Source organism: Chitinophaga sp., from assembly GCF_039596455.1.
Lineage (GTDB): Bacteria > Bacteroidota > Bacteroidia > Chitinophagales > Chitinophagaceae > Chitinophaga.
The window spans coordinates 1698974-1713620 of sequence record NZ_JBCNJR010000001.1; the positions used below are offsets into that span (position 1 = coordinate 1698974).

The following is a 14647-nucleotide window of genomic DNA, read 5'->3' on the forward strand; positions in this document are numbered from 1 at the left end:
TGAAGTTTTAGTGTTTCAAACAAACGTCCTGGCCAGCGCAAGGCCCGTTAGTTCTTTTGCTACCGGGCCTTTTCGCTGGATGAAAACTTTCAGTTTTGTCCCTATGCCATTCAGCAGGCTGTGGATGGCTATCGCTTTTTCGTGACAGCGGGAGCCGGCTTCTGCATTTTCTTCGGATGTTCTCAGGTAATCCATTAGTCCGAGGGCCCGGAGGAAATAACCCTGGCCGGCAATGGATATTTTACCGGCGGGAGCGACAGCCCTGTCTGGTTTGTTCAATACTGGTTTAAGCTGGACGATAATTTCGATTGGGGCAATAGCACTTATGGTGGTGCCAATGCTAATCTTTCCAATGTGAAATACTTCCGTATGTGGACTACAGGCTCGGCTTCTGAAAATTTCGTTATTGCCACCCACGGCTTTTCCGGAGGTAGATCTATCTGGACGAATGAATACATCGACAGCAGCAGCGGCTATTTCTGGAACACCAGCGGGCAAACTACGCACAATGAAATGACCAAAGGCGTGTGGCATAGTCTTGAATTTGAATTTAAAGATTCCGATGTGAATGTACCCAACGGAGAAATACGTGTCTGGTTTGACGGCGTGAAAAAGCTTGATGTGAACAACATGATCACACGTAAAGCTTCTTCAAGCTACAAACGCCCATACCATGTCGGCTTCTATGATTCCTGGAACGATAGCAACACTGATTCTGATTTCTATTATATAGACGACGCATACATTGACAATTCCTGGTCGCGTGTGGCGCTCGGCAATGCTGCTAGCTACGCATCCTGTACTGTACGCGAAATACAGCCTACCCGCAGTTGATCAGGAACGTCCATTACGGTGAAAGCAAACCCTGGAAGCTTTACCTCCGGCCAAACAGCATACCTCTACGTGTTGGATTCCGCCGGTGTTGCCAATGCAAACGGTTTCCCGGTTACAATTCCGTAATCAGGCGGGGCGTTGGTTAGTGTTCCAGAGACGCCCGCCTTTTATTATCTGACTTTTGTTTGTTGATATAATGTGTTTATCAGCAGGGCAGCCCTTCGGGGTTGCCTTTTTTTATCTGACAGGGTTCCCCTCCATATTCCGGCTTTTCAGAAAGTCAGCTACAAAAACATCGTCAATTTGGTCGGGGTACGCCGCTCGTACACGGTCTATTTCAGCTTGCTGGCCCTCCGAAAGTTTTTCGTCAGCCCGGAGGCACCATGTTCCTTTCATCAGGCCCTGCTGGTACAACACCTGGTGGATGCCGGGAATGCAGCCGTGGAAGTGGTTTGCGGGGTCGAAGATGGCCGCGTTCATATCGGTTACTGCCGCGCCCTTTTGCAGGAGAGCGGACGCATTACCTGCGCCATGCCGCTGAAAGGCCTTGATTTCAGCGAACAGCTTTACTGCAGCCTTTGTCCAAACGGCCCAGTGTCCCAGCAGTCCCCCGGAAAAGTGTTTGACAACCGGTTTGCCATTGGCCTGAAGCCGGAACGGCGTTATCAGGTCTGCCACAATGTTATCGTCATTGCCGGTATACAAGGCAATGTCATTGCTTCTTTCCGATCCGGCCACAGCCCTTACCACATCCAGCGTCTGATACCGGGAAAAAGCCGCCACCTTGATGGCATGTACATTTTTAATTTCTGCGAAAGCCCGCCAGAATGAGTAACTGAACACCCGGCCGCCTACCGCAGGTTGCAGGTAGAATCCGAATACAGGAATAACCTGAGCAATGTCTGCAATGTGGCGTAATATTTCTGCTTCCGACATATTCCGCAGCCCACCAGGACTTACCAGTCCGAGGTGATAACCGCAATCCACCGCGAGCCTGGCTTCGTGCAGGGCTTGCGCCGTATTGCCGCAAATGCCGGCTACCTTGATGAAATTGGCAGGCGTTTTAACACGGGCTATTTCTTCTGCTGCAAGCTGTAAAACGGGGCGCAGCAAGTCAGTTTCCGGATTTCTGATCTCAAATTGGGTGGTGTGTACACCCACGGCAATGCCTCCGGACCCGGCCGCCATGTAATATTGGGTAAGCAGGCGCTGTCCCGCCTCATTGAGGCTGCGGTCTTCGTGCAGCGCAAGCGGGTGAGCCGGTATTACGGTGCCTTCTGATAAAAGATATTTGATGTCTTGCGAAAGTTGCATAAAAGATTATTTGATCAGTATTTTCCGTCGCGTTGTTGATAGTGGGTTGGTTTGTTGATTGTTTTTCTGCCTTCCAGCAGCCATTTTGCCTGCACTTCGATCATTTGCAGCAGGCTTACTTTAGGATAGCCGAACAGTTGCAGGCTTTCTGCCGCATTGCTCAAAAGCGCTGAAGGCTGCGGCTCGTTAAGGAATACAGGCTGCTTGTCAAAACAGCGGCCAAATGTCATAGCCGCCCATTGCACGGAAATTGTTTCCGGCCCCGTGACATTGAGCGTTTTTGGTGGCGCTGAGCAATGAAGCAGCGACCGGATAGCCATTTCATTGGCGTCAGATTGCCAGATGGCATTTACATGCCCCATGCTGAGATCAATCGGCTTCCCCTGCAATACAGAACGCCCTATTTCCAGCAGAACACCGTACGTCACATCGTTGGCGTAATTCAAACGGTATATCAGCACAGGCGTTTGGTGAACACTGCTGAAATGTTCGAATACCCGCTCACGCCCAAGACAGGACTGTGCGTATTCTCCTACAGGCCCCGGCGGGTATTTTTCAGTTGCTCCCCCGGAAGCAACCGGCACCAGGGGATATACATTGCCGGTGGAGAACACTACGATCCGTGATTGCCGGTAGTGATTGGCCACCCGCCCGGGCAGGTAGCTGTTCATGGCCCAGGTCAGATGTTCCTTGCCTGCCGTTCCAAACTTTGTACCTGCGAGATAAAGCACATTGGGTGCGTGGGGCAGGGCTTGCAGTTCCTCGTCGTTCAGCAGGTTGGCGTTGATGGTTTTAATGCCTGCCTGTTGCAGTTCTTCCTGCGTCTGTTTGTCTGAAAACCTTGATACGGCAATGATGTTCCGTGGTGTCTCCGCTACATCGCTGGAATGGCGTGCAAGCCTGCAAAGGTCTGGCCCCATTTTGCCGCCGGCTCCGAGAATAAGGATATCTCCTTCGATGCGCCGTAAGTCTTTGATCAAGGCCGCAGACGGCGCTAACAGTTGCTGATAATGGGATAAAGTGTCGGTCATATGAAATATTTTAAAAAGGCTAAAAGAATAATTGGCGTGCGTTCACGATGGCTAGTATGATCAATATTGCCAGGCCTGCGAATCCCAACGCATTTTGAATAAAGCTGTTGGCCGAATTGCTCATCACGGCTTTATCGTTGGCAAGCAGGAGCAAGCCGGCCCCGATAACAGGGACAATAAAAATTGTGAGGCTCTGCGCTATAACAATAGCCTGTAACGGTACCCGGCCGAATACGATGGCGATGGCAGCGCCCGCTATCATGATAAATGCAATGGACCAACGCACCTTTGGGGATTCCAGCCCGGATTCGTTATATAACGCGTCTGCCAGCATTGTGCCGCCTAAAGTGGCATTGCCTACAAGCGACGAAAAGGACGCGCCGAACAGTCCGGCCAGGAACAGGTGTGCGGCATAGGGGCCAAACAGTGGTTCAAGCGCACTGGCCATGTCCATAGCTGAACTGACGGAAACGCCCCGGCTGTATAGTGCTGTGCCGGCGCACAACATTACGATCAATACAAGTAGCCCAAGCAGAAGAATCCCAGGAATGGCGCTCCGGGCGGAGCCTCCGGATAATGGCAGTCCCTGTTTCTTTTGTTCCTGAACGAGGTATGCCTGATAGAATGCCGCCACCAGTGAAAAGCAGCTCGCCGTAAAGGCGATTACAAGCCCGATGGACCCGTCGGGAATGTGTGGGACAAAGCCGCCTAAAATATCTTCCCCGCCAGGCCGGATAACGGTCAGCGTTGCGCAGAATGCCAGCAACATCAAAACGACTAACGCTATCATCAGTTTTTCGAGGATGTGGTAAAATGCTCTGAAAAACAGGAGTGATAAGGCTAATATAGTAAAAACAAGCACCCACCAGTCCGCAGGCGTTTGTGTCATTTCCGCTACGGCTATGCCTGTTCCGATAGCGTTGCCGGCCTGGAAAGAAGTGGTGACAAGAAAAATGCCCACACCGACCGTAATGCTGGCCCAACTGCCCCATTTGCGTCGGATCGTGGCGAGAAGGGATACGTCTGTTGCCTGCGCAATACGGGTGGCCATGCCGGTATATACGATCATAAAAAGGATGGCGGCCGCTACCACCCAAAGAAGATCGTAGCCGTAGCTGGCGCCCATCTTGGATGTAATAGTGATCTTGCTGGGGCCGAATACGATTGCTGCAGTGATAATGCCAGGTATAATTTGCCTGGCCCATTTGGTGATGGCAAAAGGTTGTTTGATGGAACGCATGTTTGAATTGGGGATCAGGATGAGTATTGAGGAAGCCAGTATTGCGTGTTGCCTTGTTCCGCCGCCAGGTTGCCCATATGAATTGCGATGGAGCTGTCTTTGGCAGTCTGGATGTCAGACAGGGGCGAGGCGCCTTCCCGTATGCACCGCAGGAAGTCTTCCAGCGCATACCGGGTAGGTTCCAGTACGGGAGCGCCTTTTTCCATCCACCCGATCTCTTCAGCTTCTCCATGTGTTTTAACACTAATGGTGGCGTCTGTTACACCGTCTACCATTCCGCGCCTGTTAACCCTGCTTTCTGCGTAGATGAAGGCTTTCTCCCGCTGAATCTCCACAGTAGCCTTCTCGCCGAATATTTTGATGTTGTACCCGTTGTAGGCATTTGACAATACGGAGGATACGCTGGATTGTATGCCGCCGGGATATTCATACACCGCGCGGATGTGATCGTATGTATCCCGCCCGTCATTCCAGTAATTGATGCCGCCCATGGCCACTACTTTTGCGGGATTGCTGTCCAGGAGGTACCGGATGATGTCGATCTGGTGGGCGCATAGTTCAGACAGCGGCCCGCCGCAATATTCTTTATACATACGCCAGTTGATGATGCGTTCCTGTGCCGGATTTTTTACAGGGTTGCGCCAATCGGAGTTCCGGTTGTACTGGCTCTCCAGGTGAGTGATTTTCCCCAGCCAGTTTTGTTGTATTATCTCTTTTATCCTTTTATACAGGCCATAATAGCGGTATTGGTATCCGACCTGAAAAACCAGCCGGCTTTTTCTGACGATGCCTGCCAGGTGCAGGGCTTCCTGGATATTATATGACAACGACTTTTCCAGGTATACATGTTTGCCTGCATCGAGTGCGGCGGTAGCCATGGGGCAATGCAGAAACAGCGGCGTGGCTATAATGACGGCATCCACTTCCTTGTCATTCAGCAAAGCCCTGTAATCTTTATAGGCCCGGGCCTTGCTGCCGGCTGCCAGAATGGCCCTGCTCAGGTTTTCGGGAATGATATCGCAACAGGCGATTACTGTAAAGCCGGGAATTTTCTGTAAAAGGGAAATCAACCCGGTACCCCTGCTGCCGGTGCCGATAACGCCTATTCTTACAACGGCGCTTGCGGCCTTTGTTGTCAAGGGCTGACGGAGCACCAGGCCGGCCAGCGTAGCGGCGCCTGTTCTCAGGAAGCGCCGGCGGTGAATGCTGAATTCGCTCATAACTTTTATGATAACGTTAGAAAAGGTCTCAGGAAATAAAAATCAGACCATGTGAAAATTTTAAGTTCGGCAAATGTAGAAGAAAATTTTATTTTTTCTTGTTTTTGGGTCGTTTAATCAAATTTTTCGCCTCTTTTATCTTTTGTTTCTTTGTTTTTAGACATTTTATCCTTCGTTTTTGATGTGGGATGGTGAAAAAATATAAGAAATATAATAGTGAATTCCCACTTAAGTAGGAAAATTTCAAAAATAGGGTAAATTTTAATAAGGAAATGAAAAAATGTTTGTTTCCGAAAGCTTTTTATTTACTTTTATGGAGGTGGGTTTTAAAACATAACGACATGATGAAAGAAAAAATTCAACTAAAATTTCTAATCGCTTTCCTTGCCTTTATTGCTGTTTCCCTATACGCAACAGGGCAAGATGTAACCGTTGCTGGAACCGTAACCAGCGAAAAAGACGGGCAACCACTCCCTGGTGTTACGATTACCGTAGTCAATTCAACCAAAGTTGCCATTACCGATGAACAAGGACAGTACCGGATTTCCCTGCCTTCCTTAACAGGCGCGCTGGAGTTCTCTTACATCGGGTTTGAAAAACGCAGGGAGGAGATTAACGGCCGGCAGGTTGTTAACATTCAACTGGTCCAGGCCGCCGGCGCTCTCCAGGAAGTAGTGGTAACTGCCATCGGTATTGAAAGAAAACGGGCCGCACTCGGTTATTCGGCGCAGGTCATAAAAGGCAGCGAGCTTACCGAAGCCCGTGAAACCAACGTGGCTAATTCACTGAAAGGTAAAGTGGCCGGGGTGTTCGTGAGTGCATCTGCTACGGGCCCGGGCGGTTCCAGTTACGTCAATATCAGGGGCGCCAGCTCGTTCCAGGGCAACAACCAGCCGCTTTATGTAATTGACGGTGTGCCGATAGACAATCAGACCATCGGCGCGCCGGATCTCGGCAACGCGCGCGGTACCTCCCGCGATTACGGGGATGGCATCGGCAATATCCTGCCGGACGACATCGAAACCATTACCGTATTGAAAGGGCCGAACGGTGCATCGCTCTATGGCGCCCGTGGAGCTAACGGCGTTATCCTTATTACCACCAAAAAAGGAAAAGCCGGTAAACGTGCCAAGATCGAATTCAATTCCAACGCCACCTATGAAAAACCGCTGGTTACACCCAAGCGTCAAAACGCCTACGGCCCCGGATATGGTCAGTCTATCGACTCGTGGGACCTTGTCACCATCGACGGCCAGCAGGTAAGAAGGCTGCCCGACTGGATCCCCGATATGTGGGGCGCGAAGTTTGACGGGCAGCCCATTGCCTTGCTGATGTGGCCGGACCTGGGTGTGATACCTTATACCGGCCGGGGTGATGACGAAGCCCGGAAGTTTTATCAGACCGGCAGTACTTACACCAATTCTCTCGCCGTGTCTGGCGGTACAGACAAGGTTAACTACCGCGTGTCTCTCTCCGACCTCCGCAATCAGGGCATTTATCCCACTTCTACGTTAAAACGCCAGACGGTAAATACTACTCTGGGCTTTCAGGCCACTGATAAACTATATGTAGAAACCAGGGTCAACTATATCCGTCAGGCCGGGGAAAACAGGCCCGGCTATGGTACAGATATTAACACAGTAGCCATGGCGCTGAACCGCTTCCCTGCCTTTCTGACCATGGATATGATGAAAAACTACAAAACGCCTGCGGGTATTGCCAATAACTGGACAGATGGACGGCCTTATAATCCTTACTGGGTGGTGAATGAATTTCTCAGTACGGATAGCCGGGACCGTGTGAACGGTTACCTGTTGGCCAGATACCGCTTCACGCCCTGGCTTACGCTTCAGGCCCGCGGTGGTACCGACTTCTTTATGGACGTAAGGGATTCGCGCATTGGCATTAACACGCCTACCAGCTCGGGCAATCTGCGCCGCGGCCAGGTAAATAACGACCGGATCAAGATGCGGGAAGATAACTTCGACGTGCTGCTTACTGCCAATGGTAAGCTCAGCGACCGCTTTACGGGTACGTTTTCTCTCGGCGGCAACCGTCTTGAGCGCAGGCAGCAGGAGATGTCCCTGCAAGGCAATAACCTGATCATTGACGGGCTGTACAATATTATTAATGCAGGTTTGGTAGTGCCGGCTGACCGCATTGTGAGGAAGCGGATGAACTCCGCATATTTCACCGGGCAGCTGGGTTATAACAACTATTTGTTCCTTGATATCTCCGGAAGGAACGACTGGTCGTCTACCCTCGGCATCAATAATTATTCATTTTTCTACCCCGCCGTAAGCGCCAGCTTTGTTTTTACCGATGCTTTCAATATCAGGAGCGATGCGTTTAATTTCGGAAAGCTGCGCCTTTCTTACGCGCAGGCGGGTAAAGATGCCAGCGCTTACCAGACGCAGATAGGTTATAACCTGAGCACCATCAGTTTCAGCGGGCAACGGATGGTAAGTACGCCGTCTACTATTCCGCTGGTGGACCTTAAGAATGAACTGACGACCTCCATAGAAGGTGGCGTGGAGCTTAAATTCCTGAAGGATCGCGTGGGGCTCGATTTTACTTATTACACCGCAAGGGCGAAGAACCAGATACTTGGTGTAGATGTGCCCGCGGCAACCGGTTTTTCCCGTAAGCTGATCAACGCCGGCGAGATCCGTAACAGGGGTATTGAGGTAATGTTGTCTGCTACGCCGGTGAAATCCGGGAATTTCAACTGGAACCTCTTGCTCAATGTTTCACGTAACAGATCGGAAGTAGTGTCGCTGGCGCCTGATATCAATTCGCTCAATCTTTACAGCACAGCCGAGATGAGCATTGAGGCGCGGCCTGGATTGCCTTACGGTAATATTGTAGGTTATGCGTACAAACGGACGCCAACAGGTGAGAAATTGCTGACATCTGCAGGGAAATACCAGCGCGAAACCACTACTTCGGTGCTAGGCAATATTCAGCCGGATTATCTGGCGGGCATTACCAACAACTTCTCGTATAAGGGGGCCAGCCTTTCTTTCCTGATAGACGTGCGGCAGGGAGGCAAGATATTCTCTTATTCCAAGTTCCAGCAATGGTCAGTGGGTACGGGCAAGGGTACGGAAAACGGGGATAATCTCATTTCTGACGGCGTGATCGAAGGCCCGGACGGCAAGTTTACCAAAAGTACTATCGTATTAGGGCGGGAAGCGTATTATACCAGCATGAGTTATGGCAACATCGGGGAGGAATTTGTGCTTGACGCTTCTTATGTGGCGCTGCGTGAAGTGACGGTAGGTTACAATATCGGCAAACATTTCAGGCAAAACTTTTTCCTGAAATCCGCCAAACTTTCCGCTGTATGCCGGAATGTGCTGTACCTCTATCAGAACAAGGAGATAAAAGAAATGGGGGCTAATCCGGAAGGTGGCTTCGGGCCGTTTACAGTGGCGCAGGGCTTTGAGTCCACAGGTGTTCCGGTTACCCGCAATTTTGGCGTCAATCTGTCTTTTTCTCTTTAATTCAAACCTGAAATCAAACTCTATGCGAATCAAAAAAATGATGTACATACTTGCAGCAGGAAGCATGGCTTTTTCAGGGTGTACGAAAGACTTTAAGGAAATAAATACCAATCCCACGCTGATCGGGAAAGATATTGTGCAGCCCCAGCTGTTGTTTACGACGGCCATTCGGGGATTCGTGTTCCAAAGCCAGACGCATTCGCTTATTGCGGATTATGCGGGGTATTACAAGAATCCCGCATCGGGGAATATTTTTTTGAACAGGGATTGGTCCAACCCTTACAATACGCACTACAGGACCTATCTGATCAATTTGTCTGAAATGATGCGGCTCACTGAAAGTGACACGCTCCGCCGGAATCAGCACCATATTGCCAGGATAGCCAGGGCAATGGTATTTCAGCAACTCACAGATTGTTACGGTGATGTGCCTTATTTTGATGCTGTGAAAAATGTGGAAGCGGTTATTGTGCAGCCCAAATACGATACGCAGGAAGCTATTTACCGCGATATGCTGAAAGAATTGAAAGAAGCGTATGATGGCCTGGTGAGCAGCCCCACACAGCTATCGTTGGGGAATGCGGATATTTTGCTGAAAGGGAATGTAGACGGCTGGAAGCGCCTGGCCAATTCGTTGCGCCTCCGTATGGCCATGCGCGTGCGCTACGCCGCGCCTGATCTGGCCAGAGAGCATATTCAGGATGCGTTAACCAGGCAACTGATCACCACAAATACGCAAAACGTCAAACTTGCAACGCTCAACGATGGCAATGCAGACAATGCCAATGTATTCTATACGAGAAACTCAACTTCCCCGAATAACATGCTGGTATCTTTCACGGTAACGGATAACCTGAAACGGTTGAACGATCCGCGTTTGCCGTTGTTTGCCAGGCCGGCCACCGCACCGGCTGCGGGTTACAGGGGCGTGCCGCTGCAGTTTGAAGTGCCCCCTAACGTGCCAAGCCCTTACCAGACAGACTCGGTATCCCGTATGGCTACGTCCTTCCTTCAACCGGTGATCGATATTGTTGTGATGAATGCCGCCGAAGTGTTTTTTCTGCGCGCTGAAGCGGCGCTGGCGGGCATTTCTACTGAAGATGCCGGGGGCATGTACCGGCAGGGCATTCAGCTGGCAATGGCGCAGTATGGTGTTGCCGGTGCGGCTATTACAAGTTATATGGCATCGCCTGCCGCAACGCTATCGGGAACAGACGAGGAAAAGCTGGAGCAGATCATTGTTCAGAAATGGTTGGGCATTTATTATAACATCTACGAAGGATGGGCCGAGTTCAGAAGAACCGGCTATCCGCGGATATGGACCGGTAAAGTGCCGGGCGATACCGAAGGTAATGTGCCGCGGAGGCTCACTTATCCTGTTGCCGAATCGCTGCGGAACGGGCCTAATCTGAATGAGGCGCTGGCCAGGCTCGCCGGCGGAGACAAGCTGATGAGCAAGGTGTGGTGGGATAAAAAAGGAGGTCTGCCGCTGCTGCATCCAAAGCAAGGACAGGATTTTCCCGAATAAACCGGAACTCTTTAGTTATAACATGGAAATTCAAGCGTTTGTTTGCCCTCAAAAGCCCTGATGCAATTGCAATCAGGGCTTTCTTTTGGTTTTGGGAGAAGTTATTTCCCGCCAACTGTGATGCTGAAGGTGCCCCAGGTGACGTTGCGTTTAATGGTTTTCCATTCTTTTACCTCGTAACAGGCAAGAAAGCGGATAACGTGCCCGGGTGGGCAGTCTTTCGATATGCGTATCAGGGAGGAGAGCGCATATCCGTCTCCCCATTTGTCAGGCTGAAGGTCGTCGTGCAGCTTTTCGCTTTCAATGTAAGGATCTTCGAAGTAGAGTTTTGTGCGGTGGCTGTATTGGTAGATCATGACCGTTTCTCCCGGCTCCGCAATGTTGTTCCCGTTCCCGCTGCCAAATATCTCGCTGTCCCCGTCGTCAACACCAATCTCTGTAAATTCCGGAACGTTGAACATTGCGAGGGATTCAAATTCATCTTTCCAGACATGGCCCTCCTGATCAATTATTTCTACCTGGAAGCGGATGTAAGGAGAGCTGCCGTCGCGGGGCGGCTCGTTGGCTGCGGTAACCTGGAATGCGGCCGGGCTCCAGGCAAGCTGACCTGCCGGTATTTCACGGAGCTGCAGGTGCGGATTTTGAATGGATACACCGGGCGTGGTGGTGGAGAGTTTTATAGAAAGCCCCCGCGCAGTTTTACCGCCTCTGTTTAACAGGCGTAAACGGAGGGTGGCCGGTTGTTGATGAGGAAGAAGATGTTTACCGCCCGCTGCCTGGAAATCTGCGAGCACAACTTCAGGTGGTGAGTTTTTGTTGTAGATGCCGAAAACGTGCGGTTGGTAATCTGTGGAAAACCGCAAGGCGCCGCTGGCATCGGTGGTGACTGTTTGGAGGCGGATAGTATCGGCCTGCCGGTTGAAATCCAGCAGCGTGTAATTTGTGTTGGGCCGGTACAGCGGTGAGGTTTTGATGTGTAGTTCCGTGCCCGGAATGCCGCCGCCATCCGGTTGCCATTTCCGGGTCATGGTGGTTAGCCCGCCGGTGGTTACGCCCCGCAATTCGATAAAGCCCGGTGTTTTCAGGTTGCTGGTAACGTGATAACCCCAAATGTCAAACTCCGGATAAATGTCCGCATGATGCCAGCGGTCAGGTTTGGGGAGCGGGTGTTTTAGCGCTTCGGCCGTAAAACGGAATGCGTCGCGGAACTGCTCAAAATTAAGTTCATGCGGACCGCCATAAGCCTCGTAATCGTAATGCAGGAACGGTTCCTGTGATGCCGCTTTATGTACTTCGGTGTTGAGGTGCACCAATTCTTCATCTGGGCCGCCGTTCTGAAAACGAAGATGCAGGCCTTTAAGGTTCCTGAACATATGACGTTGCTGGTAAAGTGTATGCCGGGCGTGCATGCCCACAAAAAACTCCGGCGATCCCTTTGAGTTAACGGCAGCGCTGATCATGTCCGGATATTTGCCGGCCAGGAAAAAAGACATGAAGCCACCCATACTGTGCCCGATCACGGCCCGGTGAATACGGTCAGGCTGCGTGCGGTAGCTGGAATCTATATGGTGTACCAGTTCAGGGAAATAGTCCTTGAACTGGACGGCGTAGTTAATATTGGAGTGATAGCCGATATTGTACGGCCGGTCATCTTCCGGAACCGAGCGGCCATTCCAGCAAACGAGTATCACAGCTGAACTGTCCACGAGGCTGGCAACGCCGTCAAAAGGGAGCCGATGGTCTCCTTTATTGCCATGGAAATAGTAGATCACGGGATATTTTTTTGCGGGTTGGGCTTCGTATTCCGCAGGCAAAAAAATCCGGTATGGTTTCGGGCCGTTGAAAACGGCGCTGTAGTGCAGGGTATCCTTTTGTGCCTGGATCGTGCCCGGCAGCAACGCCAGGCTAATGAGCCACGGTTTGGCGAATAAATTACCAGTCATTTTTATAATCTTATTTTCTAAAACTTGATTTATATAAAAATAAGGTTTTGAAATGAATGAAAGAAGTATTTTATTTGCGTTATCTTGTTTTTTCTATTCTTTATTTTTAAAAAATTGACATTTGTTTATGAAGGGTTTTCTGTTTTTCCTGGTAGCAAGCCTTGTTCTGGAGGCTTCCGCTGTTGCGCATACGGGGAACGCGTCGGCGGATACCGGACGGGTGTTTATCATTAATGCGCCTGTAAAGGACCTGGGGGAATTCAAAATCCTGGTGCGGCAACTGGAGATGCTCAGGCCCTATGGCAAAATCCAGGTAAACGTCAGTACGCTGGCGGATAAAAGTTTTCATGAAATACCTCAAACGGGAAGCGCCTGGCATGAGTACGCTTCAAGTAATCCTACGCCGTTTAAATTTTTTCCGGATGCCCGTCTCGCTCCTTTTATTCCCGCCGAATTTGTCAGGAAAAACAGGGCACTGCTGCTGGAAAAAACAAAGGTGCTGCGAGAAGCCGGTATGGAGGCGGCCTTTATAGGCTACGAACCCAACTTTATGCCGGCGGCGTTCTTTGATGCTTATCCTGCTTTTATGGGCCCCCGCGTGGACCATCCCCGGAGAAGCGCGCAAAAAGAGTTTGCCCCCTGCATCCATATGCCGGAAACACAGGAAATGTTTGCTGGAATGATGGAACAACTGCTTAAACAGGCTCCTGAGATCACGTCCTTTTCATTCAAAACAAATGATGCGGGCGCTGGCATTTGCTGGGCGGATTGGCTGTACACAGGGTCGAATGGCCCGGCCCCCTGCAGGCATCTGAACATGGGCGAAAGAATGGAAGCGCTGCTGCAGGCATATCAGAAAGGTGCGGCGCGCGCAGGCAGGAAACTGTCTATCTATATTGATGAAGCTTCATCCAATTTCTCTGCACAGGAACGTACGGAAATTGAAGCCCGTCTTCCCGAAAACTGTTATTTCCGCGGCAATGAAGTGCGTGCGCTTGCCAGCATTAGCGGTACGCTGGCCAGTTTATACCCGGTTACGGGAATTATTAACCCGGTTTTATTGCAGGCGCAACTGCGCTCCTTGCCGGCCAACCGGAACAAAACGATTTTTATCCATTTGCGCGCGGCATATGACAGAGGATTGGAGCCGCAGGATGTGACCGGCCTGTTCCTGGGGCTGATTACCCGGCAATTCAGCCACCCACGGACGGAGACAGGCCCTGATGCGGAACTGAACTGGCTGAAAGACCTGTGTGAAGCATGGGGAGGAAAACAATCGGGCCCGGTACTGGTAAACGCATTCATGGCCCTGAATGAAGCCATGACATATAAAACTGCTACTTTTTCCCGCGTGCATTCCCTGTATTGGGGTGTAACTGAACGCCTTATCACGCGCCCGCTTGTGATAGCACCGCAACGGCTCGCAGCAAATGAAGAAGCTTACTTTCTGCCATATGTGTTTAATGTCAATACCGAGGAAGCCAGAATGGACTACATGGATATTCATGGCGGCCGGTTTACCGTTCCACCTGGCGTAACTGAAAACTATGCGGCCCGGATCCTGCGCGCTGCCATGCTCTTTAGCGAGCTGGACCCCGCTGCGCCTCAAAAGGCTTTTTTTGACCGCATGGCGCTCTCTCTGAAAATTCATGCAAGCATCATCCGCAGCTGCGGGAATTTTGCCGCCGCACAGGCCATCCGCGACCGCAATAATGACCTCGTGCGCGGCCATCCGCAACGGCCTGATAAAGAACCCAGTTGGACGGGGCATCCGGACTTCATTGCATTCAATAATATCATGCGCAATGAGCTGGACAATACCGTAGAGTTGATCCGGCTGCTGGAAGGCGGCGGGCTTAAACAGGTGGTCGTAGCTTCGCAGTCACTGTATGAAGACAGGTTCCTGCTGGGGCCGGACCTGGTAGGTCAGCTGAAGAAAAAACGGAAGATCATGATGGGCCACTGGCGGGATGTGGAAGATTATCTTGCCTCTCCGCTGAAATAGTTTGCCTCACAAATAATTCTCACTGC

General features: G+C 51.0%; 10 protein-coding genes. 4 read left to right on the forward strand and 6 right to left on the reverse strand.

Translation table 11 applies throughout. The annotated features are described in order from the left end of the window. Positions 1 to 15 precede the first annotated feature (15 nt). Positions 16 to 279 carry a hypothetical protein gene (locus ABDW36_RS07135; protein ID WP_343701190.1) on the reverse strand — a complete coding sequence of 88 codons (264 nt, stop codon included), beginning with the start codon at positions 277 to 279 and terminating at the stop codon, positions 16 to 18. A gap of 90 nt (positions 280 to 369) precedes the next feature. Between ABDW36_RS07135 and ABDW36_RS07140 the strand changes: the two genes are divergently transcribed. Beyond that, a complete protein-coding gene (locus tag ABDW36_RS07140; RefSeq protein WP_343701191.1) occupies positions 370 to 834 on the forward strand; it encodes a heparin lyase I family protein in 465 nt (154 codons plus the stop codon). A gap of 237 nt (positions 835 to 1071) precedes the next feature. Here ABDW36_RS07140 and ABDW36_RS07145 read toward each other — a convergent pair whose 3' ends face one another. From ABDW36_RS07145 to ABDW36_RS07160, 4 genes are read right to left on the reverse strand one after another with little or no spacing between them, the layout of a single operon-like run. Continuing rightward, positions 1072 to 2148, reverse strand: coding sequence for a dihydrodipicolinate synthase family protein (locus ABDW36_RS07145; RefSeq protein WP_343701192.1), 1077 nt, complete (start codon positions 2146 to 2148; stop codon positions 1072 to 1074). A gap of 14 nt (positions 2149 to 2162) precedes the next feature. Beyond that, positions 2163 to 3179 (reverse strand): NAD-dependent epimerase/dehydratase family protein, encoded by a 1017-nt coding sequence (locus tag ABDW36_RS07150; protein ID WP_343701193.1) that lies wholly within the window; start codon positions 3177 to 3179, stop codon positions 2163 to 2165. Between the two features lie 19 nt (positions 3180 to 3198). Continuing rightward, entirely contained in the window at positions 3199 to 4419 is a 1221-nt protein-coding gene (locus ABDW36_RS07155; protein WP_343701194.1) for an Nramp family divalent metal transporter, read from the reverse strand. Between the two features lie 14 nt (positions 4420 to 4433). Further along, positions 4434 to 5639: a Gfo/Idh/MocA family oxidoreductase gene (locus ABDW36_RS07160; RefSeq protein ID WP_343701195.1), complete on the reverse strand. Its 1206-nt coding sequence runs from the start codon at positions 5637 to 5639 to the stop codon at positions 4434 to 4436. Positions 5640 to 5980: 341 nt separating this feature from the next. On the opposite strand from ABDW36_RS07160, the gene ABDW36_RS07165 reads away from it, so the two are divergent. Both ABDW36_RS07165 and ABDW36_RS07170 read left to right on the forward strand, forming a co-directional pair. Further along, complete coding sequence (locus ABDW36_RS07165) at positions 5981 to 9145, forward strand: SusC/RagA family TonB-linked outer membrane protein (protein ID WP_343701196.1); 3165 nt, start codon at positions 5981 to 5983, stop codon at positions 9143 to 9145. Positions 9146 to 9167: 22 nt separating this feature from the next. Further along, the gene (locus ABDW36_RS07170) at positions 9168 to 10673 is read left to right on the forward strand and encodes a SusD/RagB family nutrient-binding outer membrane lipoprotein (RefSeq protein ID WP_343701197.1); all 1506 of its coding nucleotides are present in this window, start codon (positions 9168 to 9170) and stop codon (positions 10671 to 10673) included. A 101-nt stretch (positions 10674 to 10774) separates the two neighbouring features. Here the strand turns inward: ABDW36_RS07170 and ABDW36_RS07175 are convergent, their stop codons facing one another. After that, positions 10775 to 12616 (reverse strand): alpha/beta hydrolase-fold protein, encoded by a 1842-nt coding sequence (locus tag ABDW36_RS07175; RefSeq protein WP_343701198.1) that lies wholly within the window; start codon positions 12614 to 12616, stop codon positions 10775 to 10777. 127 nt (positions 12617 to 12743) lie between these two features. Here ABDW36_RS07175 and ABDW36_RS07180 point away from each other — a divergent pair, with 127 nt between their 5' ends. Further along, positions 12744 to 14621: a hypothetical protein gene (locus ABDW36_RS07180; protein ID WP_343701199.1), complete on the forward strand. Its 1878-nt coding sequence runs from the start codon at positions 12744 to 12746 to the stop codon at positions 14619 to 14621. The last annotated feature ends 26 nt before the right edge of the window (positions 14622 to 14647 follow it).

What these genes read in the sequence shown, in the direction of transcription:
- ABDW36_RS07140 (WP_343701191.1), top strand. Translation starts at nt 370, where the DNA reads ATGTGGACTACAGGCTCGGCTTCTGAAAATTTCGTTATTGCCACCCAC.
- ABDW36_RS07145 (WP_343701192.1), bottom strand. Translation starts at nt 2,148, where the DNA reads ATGCAACTTTCGCAAGACATCAAATATCTTTTATCAGAAGGCACCGTA.
- ABDW36_RS07150 (WP_343701193.1), bottom strand. Translation starts at nt 3,179, where the DNA reads ATGACCGACACTTTATCCCATTATCAGCAACTGTTAGCGCCGTCTGCG.
- ABDW36_RS07155 (WP_343701194.1), bottom strand. Translation starts at nt 4,419, where the DNA reads ATGCGTTCCATCAAACAACCTTTTGCCATCACCAAATGGGCCAGGCAA.
- ABDW36_RS07160 (WP_343701195.1), bottom strand. Translation starts at nt 5,639, where the DNA reads ATGAGCGAATTCAGCATTCACCGCCGGCGCTTCCTGAGAACAGGCGCC.
- ABDW36_RS07165 (WP_343701196.1), top strand. Translation starts at nt 5,981, where the DNA reads ATGATGAAAGAAAAAATTCAACTAAAATTTCTAATCGCTTTCCTTGCC.
- ABDW36_RS07170 (WP_343701197.1), top strand. Translation starts at nt 9,168, where the DNA reads ATGCGAATCAAAAAAATGATGTACATACTTGCAGCAGGAAGCATGGCT.
- ABDW36_RS07175 (WP_343701198.1), bottom strand. Translation starts at nt 12,616, where the DNA reads ATGACTGGTAATTTATTCGCCAAACCGTGGCTCATTAGCCTGGCGTTG.
- ABDW36_RS07180 (WP_343701199.1), top strand. Translation starts at nt 12,744, where the DNA reads ATGAAGGGTTTTCTGTTTTTCCTGGTAGCAAGCCTTGTTCTGGAGGCT.